General features: G+C 27.5%; 17 protein-coding genes. 3 read left to right on the plus strand and 14 right to left on the minus strand.

Features of this window, described 5'->3' with window-relative positions; all coding sequences use genetic code 11:
- Positions 1 to 18 precede the first annotated feature (18 nt).
- The 3 genes from ACI48P_RS10515 to ACI48P_RS10525 are packed head-to-tail and all read right to left on the minus strand — an operon-like array spanning position 19 to position 1,205.
- On the minus strand, positions 19 to 396 hold the full coding sequence (locus tag ACI48P_RS10515) for a DNA polymerase III subunit delta (RefSeq protein ID WP_475215443.1): 378 nt from the start codon (positions 394 to 396) through the stop codon (positions 19 to 21).
- 36 nt (positions 397 to 432) lie between these two features.
- A complete protein-coding gene (locus ACI48P_RS10520; protein ID WP_475215445.1) occupies positions 433 to 873 on the minus strand; it encodes a permease prefix domain 1-containing protein in 441 nt (146 codons plus the stop codon).
- Positions 874 to 878: 5 nt separating this feature from the next.
- The gene (locus ACI48P_RS10525) at positions 879 to 1,205 is read right to left on the minus strand and encodes a PadR family transcriptional regulator (RefSeq protein WP_475215446.1); all 327 of its coding nucleotides are present in this window, start codon (positions 1,203 to 1,205) and stop codon (positions 879 to 881) included.
- Between the two features lie 308 nt (positions 1,206 to 1,513).
- Here ACI48P_RS10525 and ACI48P_RS10530 point away from each other — a divergent pair, with 308 nt between their 5' ends.
- Together ACI48P_RS10530 and yaaA are read left to right on the plus strand one after the other, a co-directional pair.
- The gene (locus ACI48P_RS10530; RefSeq protein ID WP_475215450.1) at positions 1,514 to 1,705 is read left to right on the plus strand and encodes a hypothetical protein; all 192 of its coding nucleotides are present in this window, start codon (positions 1,514 to 1,516) and stop codon (positions 1,703 to 1,705) included.
- A 410-nt stretch (positions 1,706 to 2,115) separates the two neighbouring features.
- Positions 2,116 to 2,886 (plus strand): peroxide stress protein YaaA, encoded by a 771-nt coding sequence (gene yaaA, locus ACI48P_RS10535; protein WP_475215453.1) that lies wholly within the window; start codon positions 2,116 to 2,118, stop codon positions 2,884 to 2,886.
- A gap of 272 nt (positions 2,887 to 3,158) precedes the next feature.
- Here the strand turns inward: yaaA and ACI48P_RS10540 are convergent, their stop codons facing one another.
- The 8 genes from ACI48P_RS10540 to ACI48P_RS10575 all read right to left on the minus strand — a co-directional run bounded on the left by ACI48P_RS10540 (position 3,159) and on the right by ACI48P_RS10575 (position 11,850).
- On the minus strand, positions 3,159 to 3,902 hold the full coding sequence (locus ACI48P_RS10540; RefSeq protein WP_475215454.1) for a TIGR00266 family protein: 744 nt from the start codon (positions 3,900 to 3,902) through the stop codon (positions 3,159 to 3,161).
- Between the two features lie 18 nt (positions 3,903 to 3,920).
- Entirely contained in the window at positions 3,921 to 4,445 is a 525-nt protein-coding gene (locus tag ACI48P_RS10545) for a hypothetical protein (protein ID WP_475215456.1), read from the minus strand.
- A 71-nt stretch (positions 4,446 to 4,516) separates the two neighbouring features.
- Entirely contained in the window at positions 4,517 to 5,344 is an 828-nt protein-coding gene (locus ACI48P_RS10550) for a YihY/virulence factor BrkB family protein (RefSeq protein ID WP_475215458.1), read from the minus strand.
- 124 nt (positions 5,345 to 5,468) lie between these two features.
- Positions 5,469 to 7,181: a phospho-sugar mutase gene (locus ACI48P_RS10555; protein WP_475215459.1), complete on the minus strand. Its 1,713-nt coding sequence runs from the start codon at positions 7,179 to 7,181 to the stop codon at positions 5,469 to 5,471.
- 157 nt (positions 7,182 to 7,338) lie between these two features.
- A complete protein-coding gene (locus ACI48P_RS10560) occupies positions 7,339 to 8,178 on the minus strand; it encodes a 3D domain-containing protein (protein ID WP_475215460.1) in 840 nt (279 codons plus the stop codon).
- Between the two features lie 424 nt (positions 8,179 to 8,602).
- Positions 8,603 to 10,015 carry a cation:dicarboxylate symporter family transporter gene (locus ACI48P_RS10565; protein WP_475215462.1) on the minus strand — a complete coding sequence of 471 codons (1,413 nt, stop codon included), beginning with the start codon at positions 10,013 to 10,015 and terminating at the stop codon, positions 8,603 to 8,605.
- 534 nt (positions 10,016 to 10,549) lie between these two features.
- Positions 10,550 to 10,852: a hypothetical protein gene (locus ACI48P_RS10570; protein ID WP_475215464.1), complete on the minus strand. Its 303-nt coding sequence runs from the start codon at positions 10,850 to 10,852 to the stop codon at positions 10,550 to 10,552.
- A gap of 176 nt (positions 10,853 to 11,028) precedes the next feature.
- Positions 11,029 to 11,850, minus strand: a complete 822-nt coding sequence (locus tag ACI48P_RS10575) for a hypothetical protein (RefSeq protein ID WP_475215466.1) — start codon at positions 11,848 to 11,850, stop codon at positions 11,029 to 11,031.
- A 210-nt stretch (positions 11,851 to 12,060) separates the two neighbouring features.
- Between ACI48P_RS10575 and aspD the strand changes: the two genes are divergently transcribed.
- Positions 12,061 to 13,689, plus strand: a complete 1,629-nt coding sequence (gene aspD, locus ACI48P_RS10580; RefSeq protein WP_475215468.1) for an aspartate 4-decarboxylase — start codon at positions 12,061 to 12,063, stop codon at positions 13,687 to 13,689.
- Between the two features lie 49 nt (positions 13,690 to 13,738).
- Here the strand turns inward: aspD and ACI48P_RS10585 are convergent, their stop codons facing one another.
- The 3 genes from ACI48P_RS10585 to ACI48P_RS10595 all read right to left on the minus strand — a co-directional run bounded on the left by ACI48P_RS10585 (position 13,739) and on the right by ACI48P_RS10595 (position 16,490).
- The gene (locus ACI48P_RS10585; RefSeq protein ID WP_475215472.1) at positions 13,739 to 14,875 is read right to left on the minus strand and encodes an MFS transporter; all 1,137 of its coding nucleotides are present in this window, start codon (positions 14,873 to 14,875) and stop codon (positions 13,739 to 13,741) included.
- A 168-nt stretch (positions 14,876 to 15,043) separates the two neighbouring features.
- On the minus strand, positions 15,044 to 15,643 hold the full coding sequence (locus tag ACI48P_RS10590) for a hypothetical protein (protein ID WP_475215475.1): 600 nt from the start codon (positions 15,641 to 15,643) through the stop codon (positions 15,044 to 15,046).
- 82 nt (positions 15,644 to 15,725) lie between these two features.
- Positions 15,726 to 16,490, minus strand: coding sequence for a M48 family metallopeptidase (locus ACI48P_RS10595; RefSeq protein WP_475215479.1), 765 nt, complete (start codon positions 16,488 to 16,490; stop codon positions 15,726 to 15,728).
- Positions 16,491 to 16,604 lie beyond the last annotated feature (114 nt).

Below are 16,604 nucleotides of genomic sequence, written 5' to 3' on the forward strand. Positions count from 1 at the left end.
TATGTTAAATATAGATGTTTATTGATTTGATATTGGAAAAGGATGAAATTTATGAATTGATGAGTGGATAAGTTTCTCATCCTCATCGTAATAATATTTAATTGTAACTACAATCTTATCTCCCTTACATACATTGTTATATAATTCTTTGCTATCAATATAATAGCTTTCGTTATCATATTTAGCATTTACTATAAAACTTGCCGATTTATATTCGAAAGTTCCCATTAAAGGTTGATAGTCTTTTATTCCTTCTTCATATCCAAAACCTTCAATATTCATTATATAAGTTCCATAAGACACCCATTTTGTATTCTTTAATAGTTTTAATCTTTTATTTACTTCAAGATAATCATTATTACTTAAAGGTTTTTTTATTATATTTTGATCTGCCATACTATCCCTCTCTTTTAATATATTTTTTTATATACTCTAACTCTTTTCGATGTTTTTTCTAAAGTAAGATATAACAATACTTAATATTATTAGTAATGTTATCAATATAATTATTAATATTATTAGCCAAGATGGAACTGTACTATCTATTGTTCTTGCCGCTGATAGAAAAGCTGCTCCAGAAAAAATTCCTATTGCATTAATAAGCTTCCATCTTACGCTTGAAAGTTTTCTAACTCTTTCAAACCTTGCATCTGTCTTAGGTTTGTAAATAGATCTTAGCTCAGTTGACAAATCACTATCTCCATCAAATTGCTCTATAGCTTTACTTTGAGCTTCTTCTAAATTATATCCTTCGTTTAATAAATCATTTACCAAAGCTGTTAAGTGAATTTTTAATTCCTCTTTTATTTCTTTAGCTTCTTTACTTTCATCTCCATCATATAACGTATTTAGATACTCTTCTATCATTTTCATAATCATCACTCCTCTTTTAAAAATTTGTTCATAACTTCTTGTATAAAATTCCATTCTTGAACTTTTATCTTATAATTATCTCTTCCCTCATCTGTTAAGTTGTAGTATTTTCTCCTTCCACCTGCATCTTGATTGTTTCCCCAGTATGATTCAATTAAATTTTTAGATTCTAGCCGTTTAAGAGATACATACATTGTGCTATCTTTTAATTCAAAACTAGTCTTTTCTTTTACTATTTTTGCTATTTCATATCCATACGAATCTTCTCTATTTAGTATCGATAGTATTAAAGTATCAATATGGCCTTTTAATAACTCTTTGTTTAACTCCACTACTTCACCTACTTCATTCTAATACCTTATTATATAAGGTATTTATAATTTAATATACCTTATATAATAAGGTATTAATAATATAATATTAGCACTTTATTTATATTGTTACAATATTTCGATTAGTTTTTTTGTAGAAGTTTTATTATTAACATTCTATAAACAATAAAATTAAAATAACTGTATTATTTCAATAATATTATATTTATCAAAATCATAAATACTATTTAAATTTTCTCTTAGCTAGGATAATATATTTATATTTGGATAAATTATTAGTATCTTAGTTTTCATTTTAGGAGGGCATTATGTCTAAAGATAAGCATAAAAGAGAAGATTGTAAAACAAGATACAACAGAAATGAGAAAAGTAACCCTGATTTTAAATTAGAACTTGGTGAGGAATTAAATTTACCTCCAAGACTAAGACCTTCTAAGACAGGATCAGTTAGTCAAAATACGGCTAGACCTATAAGTTCACATAAAAAGCATCAAGGTTAATAGCATTGAATTTCTCCTAAAAAAAGAAGATATACTTAGATTTTCTAAGATATCTTCTTTTTATTTATGAAAAATATATTCTCTATTATATAACTTTTATTCCTTTTTTTATATTAATAATTTATAAGCTCACTATTCATTATACTTATATTTTTTCTTGAATTCCAATTTTTATGAGCATAAAAAACTAAACCAAGCATAGACCATGCTATGATAATTCTCCATTCATAATGCCACAATAAGCTTTCAGATACTCCTGGTAATATCTAACATCCAAGAAAAAATACATTGAATAACTCTTTGAATTAGCATTTCTTCAAATAAATAAGAGAAATTAAAATTTATTTTTAAAAAAATTATATTTTTAGTATAATACTAATATCTACAAAAAATTATAAGAGGTGACAGAAATGATAATGTTAATTTCTCCAACAACAACAATGGAGTTTAATAAAGATATAATATTAGAAAATCAAACTACTCCCCATTTTATAGAAGAAGCAAACTACCTAATGGATATTCTAAAAGCATTAGATGCAGAATCAGTAAGTAAGTTAATGAACTTAAGTAGTGATCTAACATCTTTAAATATGGTTAGATACAAAAACTATGGTACCGTTAATAATCCTAAGGCTCAGAGCATATTAGCTTTTAACGGTGAAGTTTTTAGTTGTATGGATGTTTCTGATTTTAATAGAGAAGACTTTGACTTTGCCAACAATCATCTTAAAATATTATCTGGTCTATATGGTGTGCTAAGTCCTACTGATATTATAGAACCTTATAGGTTAGAAATGAAATCAAAATTAAGCAACAACGCCGGAAATGACTTATATAAGTTTTGGAAAGAAAAAATTACAGCTAATTTAGTTGAGTCATTGGATATTGATGAAAATCCTGTATTAATAAATCTAGCTTCTTCTGAGTATATTAAAGCTATAAATTTAAAAGCCATAAAAAATGATTTCAAATTTTTAGACATTACTTTTAAAGATTACAATGAAAAATCACAAAGCTATAAGGTACTAGGATTATATTCTAAAAAAGCACGTGGTTATATGGTTCGATATGTAATAAAAAATAAAATAAACAACATTGAAAAACTTAAAGAATTTAATGATTTTGGTTACACATATAATCAAAATCTATCTAGCGAAAATGAATTAGTGTTTACAAGATAATATAATCATAAAAATATCCTAAGATTATTGTATTAATTACATTCTATCTTAGGATATTTTCCATTTCACTTAATAATTATTATACTTATATAACTAATCTATTCTTAGTAATTTATTTATTCAAAGCAAAAATTATTTTTCTTAATTAACTACATTGAGAAATTACTTTATATTATAGCATCTGATCCGCAGATTCACATTTCTTATACTAAAAAAATCTTAAGATACTTTTATCATCATGAAAGCTACTATTATACCTTAAGATTATCTAACTACTTAGTATTTACATTTATATTTGGAGGTGCTAAGGCAAACACCTTAGAAGCTAATCTACTAAATGGTAAACTTTGTACCCATACATCTCCAGGTCCTGTAAGTGTCGCTAAGAAAAGGCCTTCTCCACCAAATAAAGTATTTCTTATTCCACCAACAAATTCAATATTGTATTTAATGTCTCTTGTCATTGCTACTAGACATCCAGTATCTACTCTTAATGCCTCACCTGCACTCAAGCTTTTTCTTACTATAGTTCCACCTGCATGAACAAACGCAAGGCCATCGCCCTCAAGTTTTTGTAGGATAAATCCTTCTCCGCCGAAGAATCCTGCTCCTACTTTTTTAGTGAAGTCTATACCTATACTAACTCCTTTAGCTGCACATAAAAAAGCATCTTTTTGACATACTATCTTACCATTGTAATGTGATAAATCTATAGGAATAATTTTCCCTGGATACGGTGAAGCGAAAGAAACTTGTTGTTTTCCTCTTCCTTCATTTGTAAATGAAGTTATAAATAGACTTTCTCCTGTTATAACTCTCTTAGCTGCCCCTCCCAGTACTCCTAATAAACCACCTTTTCTACCTCCATCACCAAATAATGTTTCCATTTTGATGCATTGGTCCATCATCATCATTGCTCCAGCTTCTGCTATACAACTTTCATCTGGATCAAGAATAATTTCTACAAACTGCATGTCATCTCCATGAAGTATGTATTCAATTTCATGTGCTCTCATAACATTCCTCCTTGTTATTTACTGTAGTTCATCTTTAATATTTGTAATACACCACTTGTTATTTTTATGTTTAACAGTAAGGATAGTCTTATCATTTGCAAAAGGACCCGAGGATGTTTCTAAAAAAAATACTACAGTAGCTTTATATTCGTTACTACTTTCTTTTTTAATTTTTAGTATTTTATAGTCTTTTACCCAAGGACTTGATACACCAGTTACCCAAGCGTAATTTTTATCTTCTTCCATCGCTTTTGCAAATTCATTTTTAAGTTTATCACATAATACTGAGTATTGCATAGGTCCACTTCTATTCATTACACCTTTTGCATAAATATTTATTGCCTCTTCTTTTGATGTGGCTCCAAATTCATCAAGAGCTTCCCTTAAAAGTTTAGACTTTTCTTCTATTTGTAATGTGTAAACATCTTTACCTTCACTATCTAAATTATCATTTTCATTACTAAAAACAGTATTAATATTTGAGAATATCAAGATAAATAATAGTATAATTACGTTAATGGTAGATATTTTTTTAACTTTCAAAATTTCCCACCCCTTAAATTTTGTATTTATCTTAATATTCCCAAGTTTAATATTTTGTATTAATAAATTGTCTATCTACAATTTCTTCTATAATACAGTTTCGCATTTACTTCACTTCCAAGTAAAATTGTCCAACTACTTAAATAAAGCCATGTAATTAAAACGATAATCCCCCCAATACTTCCATATATCATTTCATATCTAGCATATGAATTTGTATAAAAAGAATATGAAAAAGAAACAATAAGCCATCCAAAAGTAGAAACTATTGCACCGGGCATAGCCTCTTTGATTTTAACTTTTTTATTTGGAGTAAATCTATATAAACATACTAAAATAACAATTACAGTTGATATACCTACTGAATACCTACAAATATTCCAAACATCAATAAAGAAGCTATCTAAACCAATTAGCCCAAATATAAAAAATCCTATTTTTTCACCATAAACTAAAAATATCATTGATGAAAATATCATTAATAAAAGTCCAATTGTAAAAATCAATGATATAAATATTATTTTAAAATATGATCTTGTTTCTTTTATTCTATATGACTTATTCATAGCTTTAATTAGTGATCTTACAGCTCTTGAAGAAGCCCAAACTGTAAGAAAGAAACTAGTTATCAATAAACTCATACTCCTATTATCTATAGCTGAATATATTAAGGATGATACAAGATCATATGCACTTTCTGGCATTATATTTTCCAAAACCATAATATATTTATTTAAATGTATTATGGGTATATAAACAATACTACTTATAGAAAACATTAAAAATGGAAATAGAGATAGCAATAGATAAAAAGACATTTCTGCTGCTTTAGAATTTATTTCACCAAGGTTTGAATCTTTTATTAAATTTATAATAGAATCTTTTTCAACCGTTATCAAATGTATCCCTCCTTTTCCTGTAAATTTTCTAATCTATAATATTCAATATTACATCATAAGTATATTAATTCTAAAAAAAAGTATGAAAACTTTATGCTTTCATACTTTTAATTATAATATTATTTTATTGACATTGCTCTTGCATTAATTTTTCTATAGTCTTTTCAATATCAATTTTTATTCCTTTTAATTTGTTGTTAGCATCATCTTCATCATTACCTTTTACAGCAACATAGAACTTAAGCTTAGGCTCTGTTCCAGAAGGTCTTACTGCTACCCATGAACCGTCTTCTAAGAAGTACTTTAACACGTCTGCTTTTGGTAAATCATCTATTCCGTTTTTGTAGTCTTTAATATCAACTACTTTAGTGTCATTTATAGTATTTATATCATTTTCTCTAAAATATGATATTATTTCTTTTATTTTTGCTATACCCTCTATTCCTTTTAAAGTTAATGATATAGTTTCTTCTTTAAAGAATCCATATTTTTTGTATAACTCCATTAGGCCTTCATATAAACTCATTCCTTTAGAATAGTAGAACGCTGCCATTTCAGATATTAATACTGCAGATACAACACCGTCTTTATCTCTAGCATGAGTTCCCACTAAGTATCCATAACTTTCCTCATATCCAAAAACATAAGTATTAGAATTAGTTTCTTCAAATGACTTTATCTTCTCTCCTATAAATTTGAATCCTGTAAGAACATTCATAACTGAAACACCATTAGCCTTAGCTATGTCTGCTCCAAATTCTGATGTAACTATTGTCTTTATAAGAACAGAGTTATCTTTTAATTCATTATTTTCTTTCTTACCTTCTATTATATAGTTAGTTAATAATCCACCTATTTGATTTCCTGTAAGTAGTTCATACTCTCCAGTAGTAGTCTTAACAGCTACTCCTACTCTATCACAGTCTGGATCAGTTGCTATAACAAGGTCAGCACCTTCACTCTTAGCTAGTTCTATACCTCTATTTAAAGCTTTTTGTTCTTCTGGATTTGGATAATCAAGTCCAGCAAAGTTTGGATCTGGCATTTCTTCTTCTTTAACTACCATTATATTTTCAAATCCAACTTCCTTTAAAGCTCTTCTTATAGGAACATTTCCTGTTCCAGAAAGTGGTGTATAAACTATTTTAAAATCTTTTCCAACTTTTTTAACTAACTCTTTTCTTATTACTTGAGTTTTAACAGCCTCAATAAATGCAGTATCAGCATTTTCATCTAACATAATTACTAAATCTTTTTTAGAGTCATCTAAAGTAGGTATAGTACTATAATCATGTATACTATTTATTTCTTCAGTTATTGCATTAGCAATGTGAGGCATTACTTGAGCTCCATCTTCCCAGTATACTTTATAACCGTTGTATTCAGGTGGATTATGACTTGCTGTAATAACAACACCTGCTATTGCATTAAGGTTTCTTAATGCAAATGATAATTCTGGAGTAGTTCTTAAGCTATCAAATATATAAGCTTTTATACCACAAGCAGCTAATGTATTTGCAGTTTCTATACAAAACTCTCTAGACATATGTCTATTATCATGTGCTATTACTACACCTCTATTTCTTTCTTCCTCAGAAGTATTTTTTAATATATAATTTGCTAGACCAAAAGTAGCTCTTCTTACAGTATATATATTTATTCTGTTTTTTCCTGGAGCTATTATTCCTCTAAGTCCTGCAGTACCAAATTCTAAATCTTTATAGAATCTATCTTCTATTTCCTTTATATCATCTTTAATTTTTAATAATTCTTCCTTTGTTTCTTTATCAAAATAAGGATGGCTTATCCAGTTTTGATACTCATTCATATAATCCATAAAACCGATTTCTCCCTTTCATCTCACTAGTATAATTAATTTATATTTATAATGAAATTTAATATTATGATATTTTATTATTTTATACTTTTTCGAGCTTAAAGTAAAGGTTTATTGGTTAATTCTGTATACAAAGTATACACCATATTTCTACATTTTATCTTATTACATATATGTCAATTTTACGTCTACCCCAGCTATAACATTCAGATCCACTATTCATAAATATATCGATTTTGTTTCCTTTTATAGCTCCTCCACAGTCTTCAGCAGTAAAGGTCATATTAAACTGGGGAATATATACTCTTGTTCCATATGGAATAACTCTAGGGTCTACAGCTATTGTTCCCCACTTAGGCTTTGTTCCTGTTGAAGTTATACCATGACCAGAATATGCAGTAGCTTCAACTACCATATGCGATCCACTAGATGCTGCTGTATTATTGTTATTTGACTGAGACGGAAATCTTGTATTCGTTCCTCTTGAGGCAACTATTATCTCTTCTTTAATACCATTTTTAACTACCTTTTCTTGTGGCTCTACACTTACTACTTCTTCTGTTAGTGCTTTCTCAACTAAAACACCATTTTCATATGTTAACAAGTAAGTAAGCTCTTTTTTACCTGGAGTACCTTCTTTTTCCACTTCAGTCTTACCTTTTAATAAGTTTTTATCATCTACTGTTTTAACATTAAATGGTATTTCTTCTACTTCTACTTTTTCATGCTTTTCTACATCGATAAGTTCTATATTCATATAATCAACTACTTCGCTGTCTAATGATGGCATTATTTTATCATCTTCATCATATTCAATTTGTTGTTCTTCTAATAAGTCTTTTACAGTCTTTTTAAAAGTTGATACTTTTGTCTCTTCACCTTTAACTACTAAGTTTATTTGTTCTTTATTCAATATCCAATATGCTCCTAGTGTCACTACCAGTAAAACAGTAGCAACTATAGACGATATAATTATCCTTAATTCTTTTTTATTCATAATAAATCTCCTCTCATTTTTTATAACCAATTTAATATTTATTTTTTCTTGATTATCTTTACGGATTAGACTCTTTAACTTAACTTTTTCATTTGTTAATCTATTTATATTAAATTTTCATTAAGGATATGTAACTTTTTTGTAACTTTCTTTTTTGCACATTTCAAAAAACTTTTTTTTATATTCCATAAACCAAGTTATTTCAATACTTATAACAATCTTATCTTTGTTACTTTTTTGTTTCTTTTTTTTTGATAGTACAAACTTATATTTTGGTTAAAGTTGTTAATGTATCTATAAAAATTTTCTAAAGTAGTATACCTACATAAAAAATAAGCACTCCAATCTTTAAATATAAGTTCCATATAAAAAACCTCGACTTAACATTAAGTCGAGGTTATATGTTTATATATTATATCTTTTATTATGCACTTTTCTTGTCGTCACCAACAACATTGTTTCCGTTGAATATTTCTTTATCTACTTTTCCTAAAGAACTACCAACAGTAACTGCAGTTGTTGTTGCACCATTTACGTTTAGCATAGTACGTCCCATATCTAATATTGGATCTATTGCAAGTATTCCACCAGCTAGTGGGAAGTAAGCACCTAATCCAACACCTGATAAAACTACCGATACAGCCATTGTAGCAGTACCTGGAAGACCAGCTATACCTAATGAACTTATAGTTATAACAACTAATAACATTGCGTAGAAACTTGCGTTCATCTCAACACCAGCCATATTAGCTATTGTTACAGCCATTAATGCAGGATATATACCAGCACATCCGTTCATACCCATGTTAGCACCTAATGAAGCAGTGAAACTTGCTATACCTTCATCAACACCTTGGTTGTCAGTTAAAGCCTCTATAGTTACAGGTAAAGTACCTAAACTTGAACGAGAAGTGAATGCTAATATTAAAGGCTTAGAAGCATTCTTTATATATGTCATTGGATTTAATCCATTTAAAGTTATTATTACTAAGTGTATTACAAACATTATAGCAACAGAGATATATAATGCAGCTATAAATTGCATAACTGATAATATTGAAGATAATCCTCTAGCAGTTATTGTGTTAGCAAGTAATGCAACTACTGCATATGGCATAAACTTAATTACTGTCATAGCAACAGAAACAATTATCTTGTAGAATGCTTCAACTAAATCCACAAATGGCTTTATAACATCAGCATATTTCTTAGTTAATCTCTTGCAAGCAAGACCTAAGAATGCAGCAAATATTATTATTGCCACTATATTACCATTAGCCATCGAACTAATAACATTAGACGGTAATAATCCTCTTAAAGTATCAACTAAAGGTGTTATTTCTCTTAGTTCTGTATCAGCAGCAACTGCTACCTCAGCACCAACACCTAATTTCATAACATTACCAACTATTATACCAACTACAGCAGCTAAAGCTGTTGTAACTAATAACATACCTAATGATCTAAATGTAATCTTTCCTAAATCTTCACCTTCACCCATATTGATGATAACTCTAATTATTGATACAAATACCATTGGTACAACTAACATTTTTAATAAATCCATGAATCCATATCCAAATAGTCCATACCACGTAGTTACTTCTTGTAACCATGTAACTTGCGATGGATCTTCTGGTAAACCAGCTACTAATTGAATTATTACTCCTAGTATAAGACCTATTACAGTTGCTATTATTGTTCTAGTTGAGAACGCAACCTTTTTCTTTTCCATTTTTTTTACGATAAAGAATGTTCCTATTAGCACAGCTATAAAAAGTATTGTCTTTATATCTGTAACCTTCAGGAATTGTGATAAGAATGAACTTTCTCCCATTTTGTCTCTCCTTTGATTGATAATATAATTTTTATAATAACCCTAAATAACATTTCCCTTGAAATATTACTTTTAATATGTTTAGTTTGTGGTTTAACAACAAACTAAATACATATAAACCCTAGTAAAACACATTTTTATTTTAAACTACTTTTTAGATTAAACATATTTAAAAATACGTTTTCACTTCTAAATTTTTATTACTCCGGCGCCTTGCAATAATTTGTAGCAAATAAACTATTTCCTGTCAGTTTTTGTATTATTTACAAACATTATGATATATTATTAACAGATTACTGTCAATACGTTTTCTTATTTTTTTTAGTATTTTTTTGTTTCTATTTTCTTTTATAAGAAATTATCTACAAAAATACAATTTAAATATAGTAAAAAACCACTTTCGCTATTTTTAAATTAACAAAAGTGACTTTTAGAAACTTTACAAAATTTATTCAAATATAATATTTAATTAATAATATTAAGTATAAAATTAATTTTATTATTGCCAAGGCAATAGATTTCCTTTAATTTTTTCTACTTTAATAACTCGAATGCTATATCTTTATTTATTAAGGTTAATTTTGCATCATCAGTTGGATTTTCTCCTATGTATTTTTTATCAACAAAACTTACCCCATTTTTGATTTTTATAAAGTAAGGTTTATCTAAATTATTCTTAGTCATAGTACAATATGATATTATGTCTTTTTCCTTATCATATTTCCAAAGTTGTATTGCCATAGAAATATTATCAATGCCTTCAAATTCGGATAATATATATACCTCACTTACATTGCCATTAATTAACTTTATCATTTCATCTTTACACTTTCCCATAGTTTCCCCCTAAACCTTCCTTAGCGCTAATAAGTTAACAATTTACTTTATCAAAAAACTAAAACTCTCTTTTTATCCCAAATCCCTTATTTTTTCTACATTTTCAGATTTTCAATTACTTTAGATTTTTTAATTATATTAGCCTTACTGTTTTCATATAATTAATATTCAAAAATCTAAGCATCCTCATCGTCTATTTCTCTTGGCCATAAAAGAAGTGATTTTCTTGATATTTTTAAATCCTTATCTCCTTTAAAATGTAAATTACAGAAATAATTATGATAGTTTGCAGTCCAAACATACTTGTCCCAAACTCTTATATTTTCTTTATATTTATCTAACATTTCTTCAATTTTCTTTTTATGTCTAAGCATAAGTTCAAATTTAACTCTTTCAAACTCATATTCATTATTGCACTTTGTATAAAATTTAAATATAGTATCTAAATAATTAATAAACCATTGACCATCTGTATCAATAAGTACTTTAGTAGTTTGTGGAGCAACCTCGTAATGCTTCATATACTTTTTTAGTCTTTTTACACTAGATTCATCTAATATAATTCTAGGATAACAAGCTATTTGACTTTCCACATGATGAGCATCTAATAATGCTTTTCCAAATACAATATCTTCATTAATATAAAAGTCACCTATACTTATTCCACCTCTAACAAATAAACCTTCTAGAGCTAAATTAAATTGATATTCAGATACATTTTGAAGAATTTCATCTAGTTCTTCTTCTCCATCTCCAGTTATTGGATATGCAACCACCATATTGTCTGTAAATATCTTAATTTTACCTTGAGAATATTTATTTGGGATAATACACTGTTTATTCTTATTTATTAAATAATTAGTTTCTTTTAATAATTTGTCTCCCACTCCCTCATTTGATGATTTTTCAATCATTTGGGAAAATCCTAGAATATCTATCGCGCAAACAAAAGAGTTTATTAAAGATGGATTTTCTGGATCATACTTTTTTATATTCATACCAACACTCCTAATCAAATTATTATTTATAGTATATACCACTATTGATATTAATACTATCAACTAAACTTTTTAAGTCGCTAGTTTGTTTGCTAGAAATTTTTATATTAAAAATTCTAAGCGTTTTTAAGTATAATAATATATTTTGATTCAGTCAATAATAAATATTATTATGATGTTTTTTCTAAATTTTATAAGGAGATTAAACTTATGGATCCTATTAATATAAAAAGGCAAGAATTAGAGAATGTATATGGTAAAATAAGCCCTTTTGAGTTTAAAAATATGCTTATTAAACTCGCTACAAAACCAAATATAAAAAGTACTAGAACTTTATTTGATGCGGGTCGCGGAAATCCAAACTGGTTAGCTTCCACGCCTCGTGAGGCATTTTTTACTTTCGGTCACTTTGCACTTACAGAAAGTAGACGCTCTTGGGATAAAGGTCATTTAACTGGTATGCCTATTAAGACTGGTATCTGCGAAAGATTATATACTTATATAAAAGAAAACCCTCATTTAAAAGGTACTGAACTAATAAAAGAAATCATTAACTATGGGGTCAATGATTTAGGATTTGATTGCGATAGTTATGTGTATGAATTAACAGATGCAATACTTGGCGATAACTATCCATTTCCAGATAGGATGCTTATTCATTGCGAGAAGATAGTTAAAGAATATTTAAAAAAGGAAATGAAATACAACGTTGAAATTGGTGGAAACTTTAACGTATTTGCTGTAGAAGGTGCTACAGCTGCTATGTGTTATGTTTTCGACTCACTAATAGCAAATAACCTTCTGCTTAAAGGTGATAAAATAGCAATTATGGTCCCTATATTTACTCCTTACTTAGAAATTCCACATCTTCCTAGGTACGAATTTGAGGTTGTTTATATTAGTGCTGATGAAAAAACTAAAGATGGGAAGCATTCTTGGCAGTGCTCTGATAAAGAACTTGAAAAATTATGTGATAAAGATATAAAGGCATTATTTGTTGTAAATCCAAGCAATCCACCATCAGTAGCAATATCTCCAAAATGTAGTAGTAAAATTGTAGATATTGTTAATAATCACAACCCAAACTTAATGATAATTTCAGATGATGTATATGGTACTTTTGTACATGAATTTAAATCTCTTATGGCTGAGCTTCCTTATAATACTATTGGCTCTTATTCATACTCTAAGTACTTTGGCGTTACAGGTTGGAGACTTGGAACTTTAGCACTACATGAAAAAAATGTATTTGACAAACTAATTTCTGAGCTTCCTTATGCTATAAGAAAAAGAACTAATAAAAGATATGCCGATATGAATACAAACCCAGATAAAGTTCCTTTTATAGATAGAATTGTTGCAGATAGTAGGCAGGTGGCTCTAAATCATACAGCCGGTCTTTCTACTCCACAACAGGTTCAAATGGCTTTTTTCTCTGCTTTTGCACTGATTGATAAAGAAGACAATTATAAAAATATGACAATAGATATTTGTCATCACAGACAAAAACTATTATTTGATAGCTTAGGGCTAGAATTACCTAAAAATCCAAATGATGCAGCCTATTATACTCAATTTGATTTACTTGAATGGGCAGAACTTAATCATGGAAGTGATTTTGCAAAATATTTAGCAAGTAATTACAAACCAGTTGATGTTTTATTTGCTTTAGCAGAAGAATCATCAATAGTATTATTAAGCGGAGGTGGCTTTGCAGGACCAGAGTGGTCAATTAGAATTTCTCTAGCAAATTTATATGATAGTGCATACTCAGAAATTGGCGTAGCCCTTAAGAAAATACTTGATAATTATGTTTCTAAATGGAAAGAAAATAGATAATAATTAAGGCAACCTTTTACATTAGGTTGCCTTTTTAATATATTTGAAATTATAATGTTTTATCTTTAATTTTTTTATCATAAATAATTGCTCCTATTACTCCAAATATTGTAAAACCTATTAAAATCAAAATTACATTTCCTATTTTTAAATGTTCAACTAATATTCCAACAGAAATTGAAGCAATAATTATCCCAAAACTATTAAATATTGCAAACCCTATTAATTGTGATGATGTTTTTAAATTAAAAGGAGATACTCTATCTATCATAATTCTCCCTACCATAAGTATTAAAGGATACGTAAATATTTGAAACACTCCACTAATATATATTATGAATACATTTCGTGTAAAAAATAATACTAAAAGCTGTAGTATTATAGCAATAGGCGCAAGTATTAGTATTTTATCTGGGCTATACTTATGCATTAACTTAGCACAAAACATAAGCATTATTATTTCACTTATAGCAGATATAAAACTGTATATACCTAAATTTACAGTATTACCTCCTATGGCAACTATTACATAAGGTAGAACTTGACAATATCCTCTATATGATACTCCTATTATTAATAGTACAGAAATTGTTAATATATATTCTTTATTGTATAGTAATTCCTTTGCATTAACTGATTTACTACACTCTTTTTTTGTGTCGTGAACTTTTGATGTAATTATTAATGCTATTGAAAGAGTTGCAATAAATAATATATTTATTGCAATATATCCAAATTTTGATATTACAAAACCTGCAATTAAAACTCCAAATGCCCATCCAATTGAACCATATGATCTTAGTGGACCAAATTTATTTTTTATTCCATCCTCCCTTTCCATGACCCAGCTATCACAAAGTGTGTTTAATATATAATTGAAACACCCCATAATAACAAGGCCTAGTATAAATAAAAAATGTGAATTAAAAATTATTGATATAGTACCACTAATCATTATTACTATGATAGATGGCAAAAAAATTCTTTTTATTGTGTTTAGTTTATCGCAGATAAATCCTACAATAAATTGACCTATCATTCCACTTACTGTATATAAACTTATTAAAAGACCCGTTTGAACTGGGTCATAGCCTTTGTAATTTAAAAATGGAATTAACATCCCCGCAATGGTTGATAATCCAAAGAATAAGAAAAAATATAAGCATCTAAATAATATTAATCCCACTACTTACCTCCATAAAAATATTTTATAATTAGTCCTTATTAATTATTGTGTGGAATCTATAAAATATTATTAAGGTAAAATAATCTAATTAGACATATATGTAATATACTTATTTATTAAGCTTTTTTAAACTATTAAATATAATCTTAAACAAATAATACTGTTAGTTTAATTCTTTTTTTGGTATTTACTATTATTATCATTAACTTTCTTATTATTTTTATTTTTTTTCTTAATTTTTTTCTTTTTAACCCTTTTCAATTTACTATTATTCAATTTCCTGCTTAAATCAGATGCTACTGATTCTGCACCTTGTGTTGCCTCTGTTGCCCCAATAATAGCGCTTTCTTCTTCTGCGCTTCCTGCTGCTTGCTTTGCTTTAGCAAGACCATCAATTATTCCTTTTTTTGTCCTTAAGAGAGCTAGGTCCGCAGTTAACATTCCCAAAAATGTAATTAGTATATCTATATCAGCATCAATTAAATCCTCACTAATGCCGTAAGCTAAGGTTGATGATAGTAGTACAAAATCAGCATAGCTATACTTATATAGTTCTAAATTCAGTTTATTGTTGTTTGTAGTATTATAATCTGTTGTTTTTTTTTTTGAGGAACATTTATTACTCTTTTTTACACATTTAAAATTATAATTTTTATTTTGATTTGATTTGCTACTTTTAGCACATACATTATTACTTTGGCTTGTACTTTTACTAGAGTTATCTATTTGATTCTCATTTTGAAATTTTGTATTATCACTTTTATCCATATATACAAACCTCCAATCAAATCAAATATTTCATTACCTTATAAGATTATATTCAAAATATATCGTTTTAGAAAAACAAATTTTACAGAGTTAATTTATAACTATTATCTTTTAACCATTTCTCATGAATTTTATAATTTGGCATTATACTTTCTACTAAGTTATAAAAATCTTTAGAATGGTTCATATGAACGAGATGGCTAAATTCATGAACTAATATATAATCAATTACTTCCGGTCTTGCCATAGATATTTTTGAATTAATATAAATATCCCTCTTTGAAGTACAACTTCCCCATCTTTTCTTCTGCTCTTTAACTTTTACGGAACTTGGTATTAACTTCATCATTATTTGTGATTTTTCTCTACAATATAATATTCTATCTATTACTATTTTTTCACTTTCTTTCTTGTACCATTTCTTTAAACTATCTTTTAAATATTCCTTTTCTAGGTTACTACTTACTATTTTAATCTTATTGTCTTTAGCTTCTATAAAAGTTTTTTCTTTATTGTTTCTTAATGATAAATCTTCTATCACTTCTAAAGCATGCTCTTTACCTAAATAGTAAAATTTTTCACCACTCACATATTCTTTTTCTTTGTAAAATTCTTCTATTCCTTTGTATTGTTCTATCTTTTCTAATATCCAATCTCCCTTTTCTATTAACACTTCTTTTAAAAATTTCTTAGATACTTTTTTAGGGCTTATTACAACTATATTATCTAATGGCTTTATTTGAATACTTATACTTTTTCTAGCTCTATATATTAAATTTGCTTTAATTTCTTTATCTTTGTATTTTACAATTAACTCATCATCGTATTTTTGAGTATTATTTTTCATATTATCAACCTCTATAATTAATATTATTTTATATAATTATACAACTATTATATAAAAATACCACAACTCTAAAAAGTTTATTTTTTATAATATATAATTTCACATGTTATTTTA

This window comes from Romboutsia sp. LXY-2, assembly GCF_056171995.1.